General features: G+C 70.4%; 15 protein-coding genes. 8 read left to right on the plus strand and 7 right to left on the minus strand.

Translation table 11 applies throughout. The features are described 5' to 3' along the window. Window positions 1–20 precede the first annotated feature (20 nt). Window positions 21–584 (minus strand): GtrA family protein, encoded by a 564-nt coding sequence (locus ACWCPI_RS27010; protein ID WP_451040567.1) that lies wholly within the window; start codon window positions 582–584, stop codon window positions 21–23. A 164-nt stretch (window positions 585–748) separates the two neighbouring features. Here ACWCPI_RS27010 and ACWCPI_RS27015 point away from each other — a divergent pair, with 164 nt between their 5' ends. The 3 genes from ACWCPI_RS27015 to ACWCPI_RS27025 are packed head-to-tail and all read left to right on the plus strand — an operon-like array spanning window position 749 to window position 3,623. Beyond that, window positions 749–1,909: a 5-(carboxyamino)imidazole ribonucleotide synthase gene (locus ACWCPI_RS27015; RefSeq protein ID WP_451040568.1), complete on the plus strand. Its 1,161-nt coding sequence runs from the start codon at window positions 749–751 to the stop codon at window positions 1,907–1,909. Continuing rightward, entirely contained in the window at window positions 1,906–2,433 is a 528-nt protein-coding gene (gene purE, locus ACWCPI_RS27020) for a 5-(carboxyamino)imidazole ribonucleotide mutase (protein ID WP_388807918.1), read from the plus strand. The genes ACWCPI_RS27015 and purE overlap by 4 nt, the downstream gene beginning before the upstream one ends. A gap of 5 nt (window positions 2,434–2,438) precedes the next feature. Further along, window positions 2,439–3,623: a dipeptidase gene (locus ACWCPI_RS27025; RefSeq protein WP_451040569.1), complete on the plus strand. Its 1,185-nt coding sequence runs from the start codon at window positions 2,439–2,441 to the stop codon at window positions 3,621–3,623. On the opposite strand, the gene ACWCPI_RS27030 is transcribed toward ACWCPI_RS27025, so the two are convergent. Next, window positions 3,572–4,702, minus strand: a complete 1,131-nt coding sequence (locus tag ACWCPI_RS27030) for an alkene reductase (RefSeq protein WP_451040570.1) — start codon at window positions 4,700–4,702, stop codon at window positions 3,572–3,574. The two genes, ACWCPI_RS27025 and ACWCPI_RS27030, sit on opposite strands and share 52 nt — an antisense overlap. A gap of 61 nt (window positions 4,703–4,763) precedes the next feature. Here ACWCPI_RS27030 and ACWCPI_RS27035 point away from each other — a divergent pair, with 61 nt between their 5' ends. Both ACWCPI_RS27035 and ACWCPI_RS27040 read left to right on the plus strand, forming a co-directional pair. After that, entirely contained in the window at window positions 4,764–5,123 is a 360-nt protein-coding gene (locus ACWCPI_RS27035; protein WP_451040608.1) for a MerR family transcriptional regulator, read from the plus strand. A 108-nt stretch (window positions 5,124–5,231) separates the two neighbouring features. Further along, on the plus strand, window positions 5,232–6,368 hold the full coding sequence (locus ACWCPI_RS27040; RefSeq protein WP_451040571.1) for a dipeptidase: 1,137 nt from the start codon (window positions 5,232–5,234) through the stop codon (window positions 6,366–6,368). Window positions 6,369–6,420: 52 nt separating this feature from the next. Here ACWCPI_RS27040 and ACWCPI_RS27045 read toward each other — a convergent pair whose 3' ends face one another. Both ACWCPI_RS27045 and ACWCPI_RS27050 read right to left on the minus strand, forming a co-directional pair. Further along, window positions 6,421–6,807: a VOC family protein gene (locus ACWCPI_RS27045; RefSeq protein ID WP_451040572.1), complete on the minus strand. Its 387-nt coding sequence runs from the start codon at window positions 6,805–6,807 to the stop codon at window positions 6,421–6,423. A gap of 37 nt (window positions 6,808–6,844) precedes the next feature. Further along, window positions 6,845–7,204, minus strand: a complete 360-nt coding sequence (locus tag ACWCPI_RS27050; protein ID WP_451040573.1) for a VOC family protein — start codon at window positions 7,202–7,204, stop codon at window positions 6,845–6,847. Between the two features lie 118 nt (window positions 7,205–7,322). Between ACWCPI_RS27050 and ACWCPI_RS27055 the strand changes: the two genes are divergently transcribed. Further along, window positions 7,323–7,823 (plus strand): CGNR zinc finger domain-containing protein, encoded by a 501-nt coding sequence (locus ACWCPI_RS27055; protein WP_451040574.1) that lies wholly within the window; start codon window positions 7,323–7,325, stop codon window positions 7,821–7,823. A 151-nt stretch (window positions 7,824–7,974) separates the two neighbouring features. Here the strand turns inward: ACWCPI_RS27055 and ACWCPI_RS27060 are convergent, their stop codons facing one another. Then, window positions 7,975–9,318: a UDP-glucose dehydrogenase family protein gene (locus ACWCPI_RS27060; protein ID WP_451040575.1), complete on the minus strand. Its 1,344-nt coding sequence runs from the start codon at window positions 9,316–9,318 to the stop codon at window positions 7,975–7,977. 189 nt (window positions 9,319–9,507) lie between these two features. On the opposite strand from ACWCPI_RS27060, the gene ACWCPI_RS27065 reads away from it, so the two are divergent. Continuing rightward, window positions 9,508–10,665, plus strand: a complete 1,158-nt coding sequence (locus ACWCPI_RS27065; protein WP_451040576.1) for an acyl-CoA dehydrogenase — start codon at window positions 9,508–9,510, stop codon at window positions 10,663–10,665. Between the two features lie 71 nt (window positions 10,666–10,736). On the opposite strand, the gene ACWCPI_RS27070 is transcribed toward ACWCPI_RS27065, so the two are convergent. Beyond that, window positions 10,737–11,294, minus strand: coding sequence for an acyl-CoA thioesterase (locus ACWCPI_RS27070; RefSeq protein WP_451040577.1), 558 nt, complete (start codon window positions 11,292–11,294; stop codon window positions 10,737–10,739). Between the two features lie 118 nt (window positions 11,295–11,412). Here ACWCPI_RS27070 and ACWCPI_RS27075 point away from each other — a divergent pair, with 118 nt between their 5' ends. Continuing rightward, window positions 11,413–12,681, plus strand: coding sequence for an LCP family protein (locus ACWCPI_RS27075; protein ID WP_451040578.1), 1,269 nt, complete (start codon window positions 11,413–11,415; stop codon window positions 12,679–12,681). 60 nt (window positions 12,682–12,741) lie between these two features. Here the strand turns inward: ACWCPI_RS27075 and ACWCPI_RS27080 are convergent, their stop codons facing one another. Continuing rightward, on the minus strand, window positions 12,742–13,104 hold the full coding sequence (locus ACWCPI_RS27080; RefSeq protein WP_388807931.1) for a four-helix bundle copper-binding protein: 363 nt from the start codon (window positions 13,102–13,104) through the stop codon (window positions 12,742–12,744). Window positions 13,105–13,154 lie beyond the last annotated feature (50 nt).

Here is a 13,154-nt window from a genome sequence, read left to right on the forward strand (position 1 = left end):
GCCGTCCCGCCGCCGACGTGTCAGCCCACTCGCTGCCTGACCCGCGGCTTCGGCTTCTCGGCCCGCTTGCCCGTCTCCAGGAACGATTCCGCGCCGCCGGTCGCCGGCTCCTGAGCCGGAAGCGCACGGAACACCCAGGTCCGGTACGACCAGAACCGGAACAGCGTCGCGACGCCGATGCCGAGGAACTTGAAGATGTTGCTCTGCAGCGGGCTGTCCCAGCCGAATCCGTAGGTCGCCGCGTACAGCACACCGTTCTCGATCACCAGGCCGACCACGCTGAACAGCAGGAACAGACTCAGTTCCCTGGTGCGCCGGCCCTTGTCGCGGTCCCGGTAGGTGAAGTAGCGGAACCCGATGTAGTTGAAGATGATCGCGACGACCGTCGCGATGACGCTCGCCCGCACCACCTGGAGGTCGGTCACATGCCGCACCAGGTTGAACACCGCGAGATTGACCAGGAGCCCCGCTCCACCCACCGCGCCGAACTTGGCGACCTCACGCACCAGCCGGTCGACGCGTTGCCGTACGGCACTGCGGGGTACCGGAGGCGCCGCCTGAAGCCCCGAGGAACCACGTCCCATGGTCGTGAAGGCTCCTGTCGGTCGATTCGTCGGTCGGTTTGCGTCAACCCAGCCATGCTAACCACCCCCCTCCGCGATTGCCTGTGGGCGAGCTCATCGGCCCGGAAGAGGCCCGGAAAAGTCCGGTAAGAGGGTCGACCCGGCGCGGCCGATACCCTAGGGGCGTGACGTTCCCGGTAGTCGGCATGGTCGGCGGTGGCCAGCTCGCTCGTATGACACACGAGGCGGGCATCCCGCTGGGCATCAGGTTCAAGCTCCTCAGTGACACCCCTCAGGATTCCGCGGCGCAGGTCGTCGGCGATGTCGTCATCGGCGACTATCGCGACCTCGACACGCTGCGTGACTTCGCGCGGGGCTGCGATGTGATCACCTTCGATCACGAACATGTACCCACCGAGCACCTCAGGGCTCTGGAGGCGGACGGCATCCCCGTCCGCCCGGGCCCCGACGCGCTTGAGCACGCCCAGGACAAGGGGGTGATGCGCGCCAGGCTCGACGCGATCGGCATCCCCTGCCCGCGGCACAGGATCGTGAGCGACCCGCAGGACGTCGCCGCGTTCGCACGCGAGGGTCTCGCGGAAGGCGGCGGGGGAGACGGTTTCCCCGTCGTCCTGAAGACGGTCCGCGGTGGCTACGACGGCAAGGGCGTGTGGGTCGTCGACTCCGTCGAGGAGGCCGCCGAGCCGTTCCGCGCCGGCGTGCCCGTGCTCGCCGAGGAGAAGGTCGACTACGTCCGCGAGCTCGCCGCCAACGTCGTACGCTCCCCGCACGGCCAGGCCGTCGCCTACCCGGTGGTCGAGTCGCAGCAGGTGAACGGCGTCTGCGACACGGTGATCGCCCCCGCCCCCGGCCTCGACGAGGCCCTCGCGCTCAAGGCCGAGGAGATGGCCCTCACCATCGCCAAGGAACTCGGCGTCGTCGGCCACCTCGCCGTCGAGCTGTTCCAGACCCGTGACGGCCGCATACTCGTCAACGAACTGGCGATGCGCCCGCACAACTCGGGCCACTGGAGCCAGGACGGCGCGATCACCTCGCAGTTCGCCAACCACGTCCGGGCGGTCCTCGACCTCCCCCTCGGTGACCCGCGCCCGCGCGCGAAGTGGACCGTGATGGTCAACGTCCTCGGCGGCGACTACCCCGACATGTACTCCGCGTACCTGCACTGCATGGCCCGCGACCCCCAGCTCAAGATCCACATGTACGGCAAGGACGTGAAGCCCGGCCGCAAGGTCGGTCACGTCAACACCTACGGCGACGACCTGGACGACGTGCTGGAGCGCGCCCGTCACGCTGCCGGCTACCTGAGAGGCACGATCACCGAATGAGCCCTGTTGTTGGCATCGTCATGGGGTCGGACTCCGACTGGCCTGTCATGGAGGCCGCCGCCAAGGCCCTCGACGAGTTCGAGATCGCGTACGAGGTCGACGTCGTCTCCGCGCACCGCATGCCGCGCGAGATGGTCACGTACGGCGAGCAGGCCGCCGAGCGCGGCCTGAAGGTGATCATCGCGGGGGCCGGCGGCGCCGCCCACCTGCCCGGCATGCTCGCCTCGGTCACGCCGCTGCCGGTCATCGGCGTCCCGGTCCCGCTGAAGTACCTCGACGGCATGGACTCGCTGCTCTCGATCGTGCAGATGCCGGCCGGCGTGCCCGTGGCCACCGTCTCGGTCGCCGGCGCGCGCAACGCCGGACTGCTCGCCGCCCGCATCCTCGCCACCCACGACGAGGACCTGCTCCAGAAGATGCGGGACTTCCAGCAGGACCTCAACGACCAGGCCACCGAGAAGGGCAAGCGCCTGCGCGCCAAGGCAGAGGGCGCGGGCGGCTTCGGCTTCGGCACGGGGAAGTGACGACGATGACCTCCTTGGAGGCAGCCCGGGAACTCCTGCGCGAGTTCCCGGTCGTCGACGGCCACAACGACCTTCCCTGGGCCCTGCGCGAGCAGGTCCGCTACGACCTCGACGCCCGCGACATCGCCGGCGACCAGGCCGCCCATCTGCACACCGACCTCCCACGCCTGCGCGCGGGCGGTGTGGGCGCGCAGTACTGGTCGGTGTACGTCCGCTCGGACTACGCCGGCGACAAGGCGGTCAGCGCGACCCTCGAACAGATCGACTGCGTACGGCAGTTGCTGGCGCGCTACCCGTCCGACCTGCGCCCTGCGCTGACGGCGGCCGACATGGAGGCCGCCCGCGCCGAGGGCCGTATCGCCTCCCTCATCGGTGCCGAGGGCGGCCACTGCATCGCCGACTCCCTCGCGACGCTACGCGCGTTGTACGCGCTCGGCGTCCGCTACATGACCCTCACCCACAACGACAACATCGCGTGGGCTGACTCCGCGACCGACGAGCCCGGGGTGGGCGGCCTGACGGCCTTCGGCCGCGAGGTGGTCCGGGAGATGAACCGCGAGGGCATGCTGGTCGACCTCTCGCACGTGGCGGCCACGACCATGCGCGACGCGCTCGACACCTCCGTCGCGCCGGTGATCTTCTCCCACTCCTCGTCCCGCGCCGTGTGCGACCACCCTCGCAACATCCCGGACGACGTCCTGGAACGCCTGCCCGGCAACGGCGGCGTCGCGATGGTGACCTTCGTGCCCAAGTTCGTCCTCCAGGCCGCCGTCGACTGGACCGCCGCCGCCGACGAGAACATGCGCGCACACGGCTTCCACCACCTCGACACCACCGCCGAGGCGATGAAGGTGCACCGCGCCTTCGAGGAGAGCACCCCGCGCCCGGTCGCCACGGTGTCCACCGTCGCCGATCACCTGGACCACATGCGCGAGGTCGCCGGCATCGACCACCTCGGCATCGGCGGCGACTACGACGGCACCGCCTTCACCCCGGACGGCCTGAACGACGTCTCCGGCTACCCCAACCTGATCGCCGAACTGCTGGACCGCGGCTGGTCGAGAACCGACCTGGCCAAGCTGACCTGGCAGAACGCGGTACGGGTGCTGGGCGCGGCCGAGGACGTGGCGCGTGATCTTCAGGCGACGCGAGGGCCCTCCAACGCCACCATCGAGGAACTGGACGGCTGAGCGCCGAGGGCGGGGTAGTCGGTGTACCCGGCGGCCCCGCCCGTGTACATCAGGTACCGGTCCCGCACCGGGTTGAGCGGTGCGCCGAGACGCAGCCGGGCGACCAGGTCCGGGTTGGCGAGGAACGGCCTGCCGAGGGCCACCAGGTCGGCCCCGGCGCCCAGCATGTCCGCGGCGGCACGGGTGACGGCCTCGGTGGTGAGGCCGGTCAGGACCGGGTTGCCGATCAGGACGCCGGGCCAGTCGGCGCGGATCCTGCGGTACACCGCCGTGTCCGGGTCGGCGTGCACGAGGTGCAGATAGGCCGGTCCCAGGTCCCGCAGCCGGGCCACCAGCGCCGGGTAGAGAACGTCGGTGTCGTCCTCCTCGATGCCGTTGACGGTGTTCCCGGGGGAGATGCGCACGCCCACCCGGTCGGCGCCGATGGCGTCGGCCACCGCCTCGGTCACCTCCGCCGTGAACCGCACCCTGCGCTCCACCGGCCCGCCGTACGCGTCCGTCCTGCGGTTGGTGTTCCCGGCGAGGAACTGGTGGAGCAGATGACCGTTGGCCGAGTGCACCTCGACGCCCTCGAAGCCGGCCTCGACGGCCCGCCGGGCCGCTGCGGCGAAGTCGGCGGCGGTGGCCCGGATGTCGTCCCGGGTCATCTCCCGGGGCACGACGGCGGGCCGGTGCCCGCCCGGTGTGAAGATCGTCTCCGGCAGTGGCACGGGCGAGGGCGCGACCGGCGTACGGCCGGTGGTCGCCGGATGGCTGACCCGCCCGCCGTGCTGGAGCTGCAGGAACATCCGTCCGCCGCCCGCCCGCACGGCCTCGGTCACCCGCCGCCACCCGGCCGTGTGCCGGTCGCTGTGGATCGCGGTGATGTTCGGATACGTCTGCCCGACCGCGTTCGGCGTCGCGGCCTCGCCGATGATCAGGCCGGCCGTGGCGCGCTGGGAGTAGTAGGTGACCATCAGGTCGGTGGGGGTGCCGTCGGCCTCCGCGCGGTTGCGGGTGAGCGGTGCCATCACCAAGTGGTGGGGGAGTTCGAGTCGGCCCAGCCGGGCCGGTGCCAGGAAGTCGGTCGTCTGCCTCATGCCCGTACGCTAGAACCTGACATCAATGTCAGATTCAAGCGTGGAGCGAGGGGGCAGCGGCATGCGTATCGGGGAACTGGCCCGGCGCACCGGCGTGAGCGAGCGGTCGCTGCGCTACTACGAGACCCAGGGGCTGCTGCGTGCCGAGCGCACCCCCGGCGGGCACCGCGACTACCCCGAGGCGGCCGTCGACCGGGTCATCCGGATCCAGGAGCTGTTCGCCGCCGGGCTGCACAGCAGCAGGATCGCCCAGCTGCTGCCGTGCATGCGGGACGCCGACGGCGGCCCCTCCGAGATCGCCACGCCCCGGCTGGTGGAGGACCTCACCGCCGAGCGCGACCGCATCGAGGGCATGATCGCCGACCTCCTCCGGTCCCGGGACACCCTGGACGAGGTGATCGAGGCGGCGCGCCGGCGCTGACCGCCGGGCCGTACCCCCGAACGCCCCGTCCACCAGGAAGCCGCACCGGGTCCGTGCGACGGTGAACCGTACTGCTGATCAGGACGCCGAGCACGTACGGAGACCGCCATGGCAGACCTCAAGGACGAACTGGACGCCAGCTGCGAGGTCGGCGAACTCGATGACCTGTCCGACCGGTCCGACCGGCTCCCCGACGAGCCGTCCGCAAGCGTCACCCGAACCGGCGAGGACACCGGCGCGGGCCTTCTCGACCGCGCCCACGCCCTCCTGGCCGCCCACCCCGTCGCCGACGGCTACAGCGGGCTGCCGTGGGCCTTGCGCCACCTGACCTTCTTCGACCTGGAGCTCGGTGAGAGCGCGGTCGACACGGACATACCCCGCATGCGCGAAGGCCACGTCGGCGCGCTGTTCTGGGGGCTGCACCTGCCCGAGGGGATCGGCGGGGACCGTGCCGTCGCGGCCACACTGGACCAGCTGGACCTGGTCAAGACCGTCGTACGAGCCCATCCCGACGGGCTGCGCCTCGCCGACGCCCCCGGCCCGGTCACCGACGTGCGGCACCGCGGCCGGATCGCCGTCCTGCCCGGCCCGGCAGGAGCCACGGCCATCGGCGACTCGCTCGGCATCCTGCGTTCCCTGCACGGCCTCGGCCTGCGCGCCCTGACCCTGTGCGGCACCTCCTGGGCGAGCGAGGCGGGGCTGACCCGGTTCGGCGAGGAGGTGCTGCGCGAGATGAACCGCCTCGGGGTGCTGGCCGACCTCTCCGGTGCCTCCGAGGACACCGTGCGCCGGGCGTGCGCCGTGTCCAAGGCTCCGGTCCTGTGCGCGCGCTCCGCCGCCCGCGCCCTGCGCCCTCACCCGGCCAACCTCAGCGACGAACTCCTCCGCGAGCTGGGCGCCGCCAAGGGCCTGTGCATGGTGCCGCTCACCGCCGAGCAGGCCGGCCCGACCGTCCGGGACGTCGCCGACCATCTCGACCATGTGCGCGAGGTCGCGGGCCCGGAGTGCGTCGGCCTCTCCGGCACCTACGACGCCGGCACCGCCCATCCCCAGGACCTCGCCGACGCCTCCCGCTACCCCCACCTCGTCGCCGAACTGCTCCGCAGAGGCTGGCCCGACGCCGATATCGCCCTGCTGACCTGGGGCAACGTCCAGCGAGTGCTGCGGGAGGCGGACTTCACGGCACGGGAGGCACAGCGGCGCCGGGAGCCGTCGACGGCGAAGATCGCGGATTTCGACGGCTGACCAGGTCCCGGACCCGGCAGAGGGATCAGCCGTGCTCGATCCGGCAGGGGGATCAGCCGTGCTCGATCCGGCAGAGGCAGAACGGGTGCCCCGCCGGATCGGCGTACACCCGGAAATCCTCCTTGTCCTCCGCGTGCAGCAACCGCGCGCCCAGCGCCAGCACCTTCTCCTGGGCGGCCTCGACCTCCTCCCAGGTGGACCCCGCGTCGAAGTCGAGGTGGAACTGCTGGGAGTTGCGGTCGGCCCGCGGCCACTCCGGCGCGGTGTACCCGGGCGCCGGCTGGAAGGCGAGGCGCGGCCCGTCCGGCAGCCGGAGCACGACCCAGTCCGGGTCCTCCTCCTCCGGTGTACCGCCGCCGATGCCGGCGTAGAAGCGGGCCAGGGCGCTCGGGTCGGGGCAGTCGATGACGACGGAGCGCAGGGGGGCCACTGGGGCCATGACTTCCTCCCGGCGGATCAGGCGCGGTCAGACGCGATCAGCAGGCGCACAGGCAGAACGGGTGCCCGGCAGGATCCGCGTAAACCCTGAAGGTCCGCGTGCGGTCCTCGGTGTCGAGGGGCTTCGCGCCCAGGGCCAGGACCTCCTTCTCGGCCGTGTCCAGGTCCTCGACGGTCAGGTCCAGGTGGAACTGCTGCGACTGCTCGGGCGACGGCCACTTCGGCGGCACGAACCCGGGTGCGGCCTGGAACGCCAGCGTCCGCCCGCCGGGCAGTTTCAGGTCCACCCAGTCCCCCTCGTCCTCGACGCTGCCGCCGACGACGCGGGCGTAGAAGTCGGCGAGTGCGCGCGGGTCGGGACAGTCCAGAACGACGGCGCCCAGTGCGGCGATGGCCATGGCTTCCTCCTCGAAGCGTCTGTTACCTGCATTCGGCCTCAACAGGTAACTGCGTTACCGCATACTCCCGCATTGGCGGTAACGTCGCAAGGGGAAATGCGGGAGGTAGCGTGCAGCCATGAGTGAGAGATCGCCCGCGCCCGGAGGGCTGGGGCTGGTCCAGTCCCTGGTCAACACGCTGGACCTGGAGTCGGGCGCCGACTCGCTGGACACGGCGGAGGGCCGGGCGCGTTTCGGGCTGGCGCAGGAAGAGCTGCCGCGAGCGCGGGAACTGCGGGAGTCGCTGCGCGTGGCGCTCCTCGCTCACGCGGGCCACCCGCCGCACCGTGAGGTGACGCCGCTCGGCGAGCTGCTCTCCGCGGCCCCGCTGCTCGTCCGGGTCGACCCCGAGGACGGCTCGGCCATGCTCTGCGCGGCGGACGACACTCCGCTGCTCTCCCGGGTCGCGGCCGCTGTCGCCCGGTCGCTCGTCGAGGGCACCTGGTCACGGCTGAAGGCGTGCGAGGCGGCCGACTGCCACTGGGCCTACTACGACCGCAGCCCTGCCGGCCGCGGCCGCTGGTGCTCGATGCAGGTGTGCGGGGCGCGCGCGAAGATGCGGCGCTACCGAGCCAAGTGAGCCTTTTCGAAAGGTTGTTGAAGATTCACTCGGCGCCGGGCGGCCGTTGTGGGGCAGAATGCCACAAGACGCCGTTTCGGCCGACTGAGCCTCGGCCGAAACGGCGTCACCCGTCCGCGCCGGGGGGCTCCACCCGGCCCTGTCCCGAGGGTCAGGCCGTCGGCCGGCCCATCGCCCGGTAGGTCCAGCCCGCACTGCGCCAGACCTCCGGATCGAGCGCGTTGCGCCCGTCCAGCACGACCCGGGCCGCCACGACCTCACCCAGCTGCGCCGGGTCCAGCTCGCGGAACTCCCGCCACTCCGTCAGGTGCAGGACCACATCGGCACCCCGCACCGCCTCGATCGCGCTGTCGGCGTAGCCGAGGGTGGGGAAGAGGCGGCGGGCGTTGTCCATGCCCTTGGGGTCGTACACCGTGACCTGGCCGCCCTGCAGGTGGATCTGCCCGGCGACGTTCAGCGCGGGCGAGTCCCGTACGTCGTCCGAGTCCGGCTTGAAGGTGGCGCCGAGCACGGCGACCCGCTTGCCCAGGAACGGCCCGCCGCCCAGCGCCTGCCGCGCGAGCTCCACCATCTGACCGCGCTGGCGCATGTTGATCGAGTCGATCTCGCGCAGGAAGGTCAGCGCCTGGTCGGCGCCCAGCTCACCGGCGCGGGCCATGAAGGCACGGATGTCCTTGGGCAGGCAGCCACCACCGAACCCGATCCCGGCCCGCAGGAACTTCTTCCCGATCCGGTCGTCGTAGCCGATGGCCTCCGCGAGCTTGGCGACATCGCCGCCTGCGGCCTCGCACACCTCCGCCATCGCGTTGATGAAGGAGATCTTGGTGGCGAGGAAGGAGTTGGCGGAGGTCTTCACCAGCTCGGACGTGGGGAAGTCGGTGACGACGAAGGGGGAGCCGTCGGCGATCGGCGTCGCGTACACCTCGCGCAGCAGCTTCTCGGCCCGCTCGCTGCGCACACCGACCACGATCCGGTCCGGGTGCAGCGTGTCCTGGACGGCGAAGCCCTCGCGCAGGAACTCCGGGTTCCAGGCCAGCTCCACCTCGCCGCCGCCGGGAGCCAGCTCCAGGATGCGGGCGGCGAGCCGGTCGGCGCTGCCCACCGGCACGGTCGACTTGCCCACCACCAGGCAGGGCTTGCGCAGATGCTTGGCGAGCGATTCCATGGCCGTGTCGACATAGCTCATGTCACACGCGTACTCGCCGTGCTTCTGCGGAGTGTTCACACACACGAAGTGCACATCGCCGAACTCGGCGACCTCCGCCCAGTCCATCGTGAAGCGCAGCCGCCCGGTGGAGCCCTCGATACCGGCGACGTGCTTGCGCAGCAGCTCCTCCAGGCCCGGTTCGAACATCGGGACCCGGCCCTGGCCGAGCATCTCGATCTTCTCGGGCACCACGTCCAGTCCCAGCACCTCGAAACCGAGTTCGGCCATGGCCGCGGCGTGGGTGGCGCCGAGATAGCCGGTACCGATCACGGTGATCTTCAGGGCCATGGAGACTCCAGCAAGAGGGACGGAGGCAGTGCGGGCTTGAGCATAGTCGGAGGGCTTGACGGGCAGCGTTCCAGCTGTCGCCAAGCTCACGTATCACTCCCGTGAGCCGACCCTTAAAATTTGAGTTACTTAACGGTAGTTAGCGCGCATCGCACACAGACACACAGCGTCCTTGGAGCGTGAGAAACCTTGGCCGGATCGGCTGACTTCGACTTGTACCGCCCGTCCGAGGAGCACGACATGCTCCGTGACGCGATCCGCTCACTGGCCGAGGCGAAGATCGCGCCGTACGCCGCCGCGGTCGACGAGGAGGCCCGCTTCCCGCAGGAGGCGCTGGACGCCCTCGTCGCCAATGACCTGCACGCGGTGCACGTGCCCGAGGAGTTCGGCGGCGCGGGCGCGGACGCCCTCGCCACGGTGATCGTGATCGAGGAGGTGGCCCGCGTCTGCGCGAGCTCCTCCCTCATCCCGGCCGTGAACAAGCTGGGCTCGCTCCCGGTGATCCTCTCCGGCTCCGAGGACCTGAAGAAGAGGTACATGACGCCGCTCGCCAAGGGCGAGGGCATGTTCTCGTACTGCCTGTCCGAGCCCGACGCCGGCTCGGACGCGGCCGGCATGAAGACCAAGGCCGTCCGCGACGGCGACCACTGGGTCCTCAACGGCGTGAAGCGCTGGATCACCAACGCCGGCGTCTCCGAGTACTACACGGTGATGGCCGTGACGGACCCGACGAAGCGCTCCAAGGGCATCAGCGCCTTCGTCGTCGAGAAGTCCGACGAGGGCGTCTCCTTCGGCGCTCCGGAGAAGAAGCTCGGCATCAAGGGCTCGCCGACCCGCGAGGTCTACCTGGACAACGTCCGCATCCCGGCGGACCGCATGATAGGCGAGGAGGGCACCGGCTTCGCCACGGCGATGAAGACCCTGGACCACACCCGCATCACCATCGCGGCGCAGGCCCTCGGCATCGCGCAGGGCGCCCTCGACTACGCCAAGGGCTACGTCCAGGAGCGCAAGCAGTTCGGCAAGCCGATCGCCGACTTCCAGGGCATCCAGTTCATGCTCGCCGACATGGCGATGAAGATCTCCGCCGCCCGTGCCCTGACCTACCAGGCCGCCGCCGCCTCCGAGCGCGGCGACGCCGACCTCACCTACCTGGGCGCCGCCGCCAAGTGCTTCGCCTCGGACGTGGCGATGGAGGTCACCACGGACGCCGTCCAGCTCCTCGGCGGGTACGGCTACACCCGTGACTACCCGGTGGAGCGCATGATGCGGGACGCCAAGATCACGCAGATCTATGAGGGCACGAACCAGGTCCAGCGGATCGTGATGGCCCGCAACCTGCCGTAACGGCTGCCGAGCCGATGACTGAGGGGCGCCGTGTACCGGCGCCCCTCACTTTTTTCGGAAGGTTCCGGCCCTCAGTCCTCGAACCCCTCCGCCGCCCGCTTCTCGCGCAGTTCCTTGATCGCGCGACGGCGGGCGAGCCGGTGTGTCCGCCGGATCTGGGCCTCCTGGTAGCGCCGCTTGTCGCGCTCGGTCTCCGGAATCACCGGCGGCACCTGGCGCGGCTTGCCGTCCGCGTCCACCGCCGCGAACACCAGGTACGCCGAGCCGACCTGGGTGGGCGGTGCCGACTCGTTCCAGCGCTCCGCCAGGACGCGTACGCCGACCTCCATCGAGGTCCGGCCGGTCCAGTTGACCTGCGCCTTCACATGCACGAGGTCACCCACCCGCACCGGCTCGAGGAAGGCCATCTCGTCCATGGAGGCGGTGACGGCGGGGCCGCCGCTGTGCCGTCCGGCCACGGCGCCCGCCGCGTCGTCGACGAGTTTCATGATCACGCCGCCGTGCACCGTCCCCAGAAGGTTGGTGTCGTTGTGGGTCATGATGTGGCTCAGGGTGGTGCGGGATGCGGCTGTCGGCTTGCCCGGGATCTCCGGAGTGCCCGACTCCGCGGCGGTGACCTGGTCTGTCATGACCTCCACCCTATGCCGCGTCGTCATTCGCGGACTTTGTGTTGGGTTCGCAACAGCCGTGCCCCTATTTTCCGCCGAAGCTTGTAAGTCACCTGGCCGGGCCCTGCACACTAAGCGCATGAATGACTGGCCCCAGGGATGGTCCGACGACAACCGCGGCAACAGCTACGGACGCGGCAGCGCGAGCGCACAGCCGGAGAGCGCGCGCGTGATGCGGCAGGTCCGCCGCGGCCAGGCGGCACCGCCCGGCCAGGGATACGGCGGCGTGCCGCAGCAGCCGTCGTACGTCGACGGCCGGGGCCACGGTGGCTACGACGACGGGTACGACAGCGGCTACAACACGGGCCAGGTCTACGGCGGCGCGGGCGGCCCCGGCGGTACGGGGATGCGCGAGCCGCGCCCCGCGCCGAACTGGCGGCGCCGCATCAAGGTGACCTCCATAACCGTCGTGACGGTGCTGCTGGTCACGACCGTCGCCACCTACTTCTGGGCCGACTCCAAGCTCAACCGCGAGGTCGACCTGTCCAAGGTCATCGAACGGCCGGAGGCGGGCGAGGGCACGAACTACCTGATCGTCGGCTCCGACAGCCGTGCGGGCATGTCGGCCGAGGAGAAGAAGAAGCTGCACACCGGGTCCGCCCAGGGCAAGCGCACGGACTCGATGATGATCCTGCACACCGGCGGCAACGGCGACACGCTGATCTCCCTGCCGCGTGACTCGAACGTCACGATCCCGTCCTTCAAGGGCTCGGACTCCGGCAAGTTCTACAAGGGCACCGGCCGCCAGGTGAAGCTGAACGCGGCGTACGCGGAGGACGGCCCCGAGCTCCTGGTCCGCACCGTCGAGGCCAACACCGGTCTGCACATCGACCACTACGTCGAGATCGGCTTCGCGGGCTTCGCGAACATCGTGGACGCGGTCGGCGGCGTCGAGATGGACATCCCGCAGGACATCAAGGACTCCAAGTCCGGCGCGGACTTCAAGAAGGGCAAGCAGACCCTGAACGGCGAGGAGGCGCTCGCCTTCGTCCGCACCCGGTACGCGCTCGCCGGCTCCGACCTGGACCGTACGAAGAACCAGCAGAAGTTCCTGTCCGCCCTGGCCAACCAGGTCGCGACCCCGGGCACGGTCCTCAACCCCTTCAAGCTGTACCCGACGATGGGCGCCGGCCTGGACTCCCTGATCGTCGACAAGGACATGGGCCTGTACGACCTGGCGTCCATGTTCTGGGCGATGAAGGGCGTCAGCGGCGGCGAGGGCAAGTCCATGAACATGCCGATCTCGGGCAACGCCGCGAACGGCAACCTGCAGTGGGACACCGCCAAGGTGAAGCAGCTGGTGGAGCAGCTGAAGAACGACGAGAAGGTGACCGTCTCGGGCAACTGAGCCGCACCCCGCAGACGACGAGGGCACCCCCGCCGGGGGTGCCCTCGCGTGCGTCCGGCGTCACATGGTGGCGCCCGCCATCGTGCGACAGCTCTCGGCGCAGCGGCGACACGCCTCGGCGCAGCGCATCATCTGGGGATCGTCCGGCATGGACATACACGCCTCGGCGCACATCTCACAGGCCTTCGCGCACATCGCGCACATCTCGGCCGACATGGGCGAGCGGCGCATCATCATGTCCGCGCACATACGGGTCGTCTCGGCGCAGTCCATGAGCGCCCGCATGATCTGCATCTGCGGCTGACCGCCCATCTGCATGCAGGAGCTCATCGTCTCCTCGCAGATGGCGTGGCAGGACATGCACGCGTCGACGCAGGCCTGCATCTCCGTGCTCATGGCGCTCATGGTTCCGGGCTGGGTCATGGCTCCTCCTCGGGGTGCTGGAGCCCGGGGGCGGGCCCCGTGCCCTTCCG

The organism is Streptomyces sp. NPDC001920, assembly GCF_053594495.1.

Bases quoted from the DNA above. Each gene is read 5' to 3' on its own strand.
- ACWCPI_RS27030 (WP_451040570.1), bottom strand. From the start codon at position 4,702: ATGAGGCAGACGACCGACTTCCTGGCACCGGCCCGGCTGGGCCGACTC.
- ACWCPI_RS27060 (WP_451040575.1), bottom strand. From the start codon at position 9,318: ATGGCCCTGAAGATCACCGTGATCGGTACCGGCTATCTCGGCGCCACC.
- ACWCPI_RS27025 (WP_451040569.1), top strand. From the start codon at position 2,439: ATGACCTCCTTGGAGGCAGCCCGGGAACTCCTGCGCGAGTTCCCGGTC.
- ACWCPI_RS27075 (WP_451040578.1), top strand. From the start codon at position 11,413: ATGAATGACTGGCCCCAGGGATGGTCCGACGACAACCGCGGCAACAGC.
- ACWCPI_RS27055 (WP_451040574.1), top strand. From the start codon at position 7,323: ATGAGTGAGAGATCGCCCGCGCCCGGAGGGCTGGGGCTGGTCCAGTCC.
- ACWCPI_RS27045 (WP_451040572.1), bottom strand. From the start codon at position 6,807: ATGGCCCCAGTGGCCCCCCTGCGCTCCGTCGTCATCGACTGCCCCGAC.
- ACWCPI_RS27070 (WP_451040577.1), bottom strand. From the start codon at position 11,294: ATGACAGACCAGGTCACCGCCGCGGAGTCGGGCACTCCGGAGATCCCG.
- ACWCPI_RS27035 (WP_451040608.1), top strand. From the start codon at position 4,764: ATGCGTATCGGGGAACTGGCCCGGCGCACCGGCGTGAGCGAGCGGTCG.
- purE (WP_388807918.1), top strand. From the start codon at position 1,906: ATGAGCCCTGTTGTTGGCATCGTCATGGGGTCGGACTCCGACTGGCCT.
- ACWCPI_RS27010 (WP_451040567.1), bottom strand. From the start codon at position 584: ATGGGACGTGGTTCCTCGGGGCTTCAGGCGGCGCCTCCGGTACCCCGC.
- ACWCPI_RS27040 (WP_451040571.1), top strand. From the start codon at position 5,232: ATGGCAGACCTCAAGGACGAACTGGACGCCAGCTGCGAGGTCGGCGAA.
- ACWCPI_RS27050 (WP_451040573.1), bottom strand. From the start codon at position 7,204: ATGGCCATCGCCGCACTGGGCGCCGTCGTTCTGGACTGTCCCGACCCG.
- ACWCPI_RS27080 (WP_388807931.1), bottom strand. From the start codon at position 13,104: ATGACCCAGCCCGGAACCATGAGCGCCATGAGCACGGAGATGCAGGCC.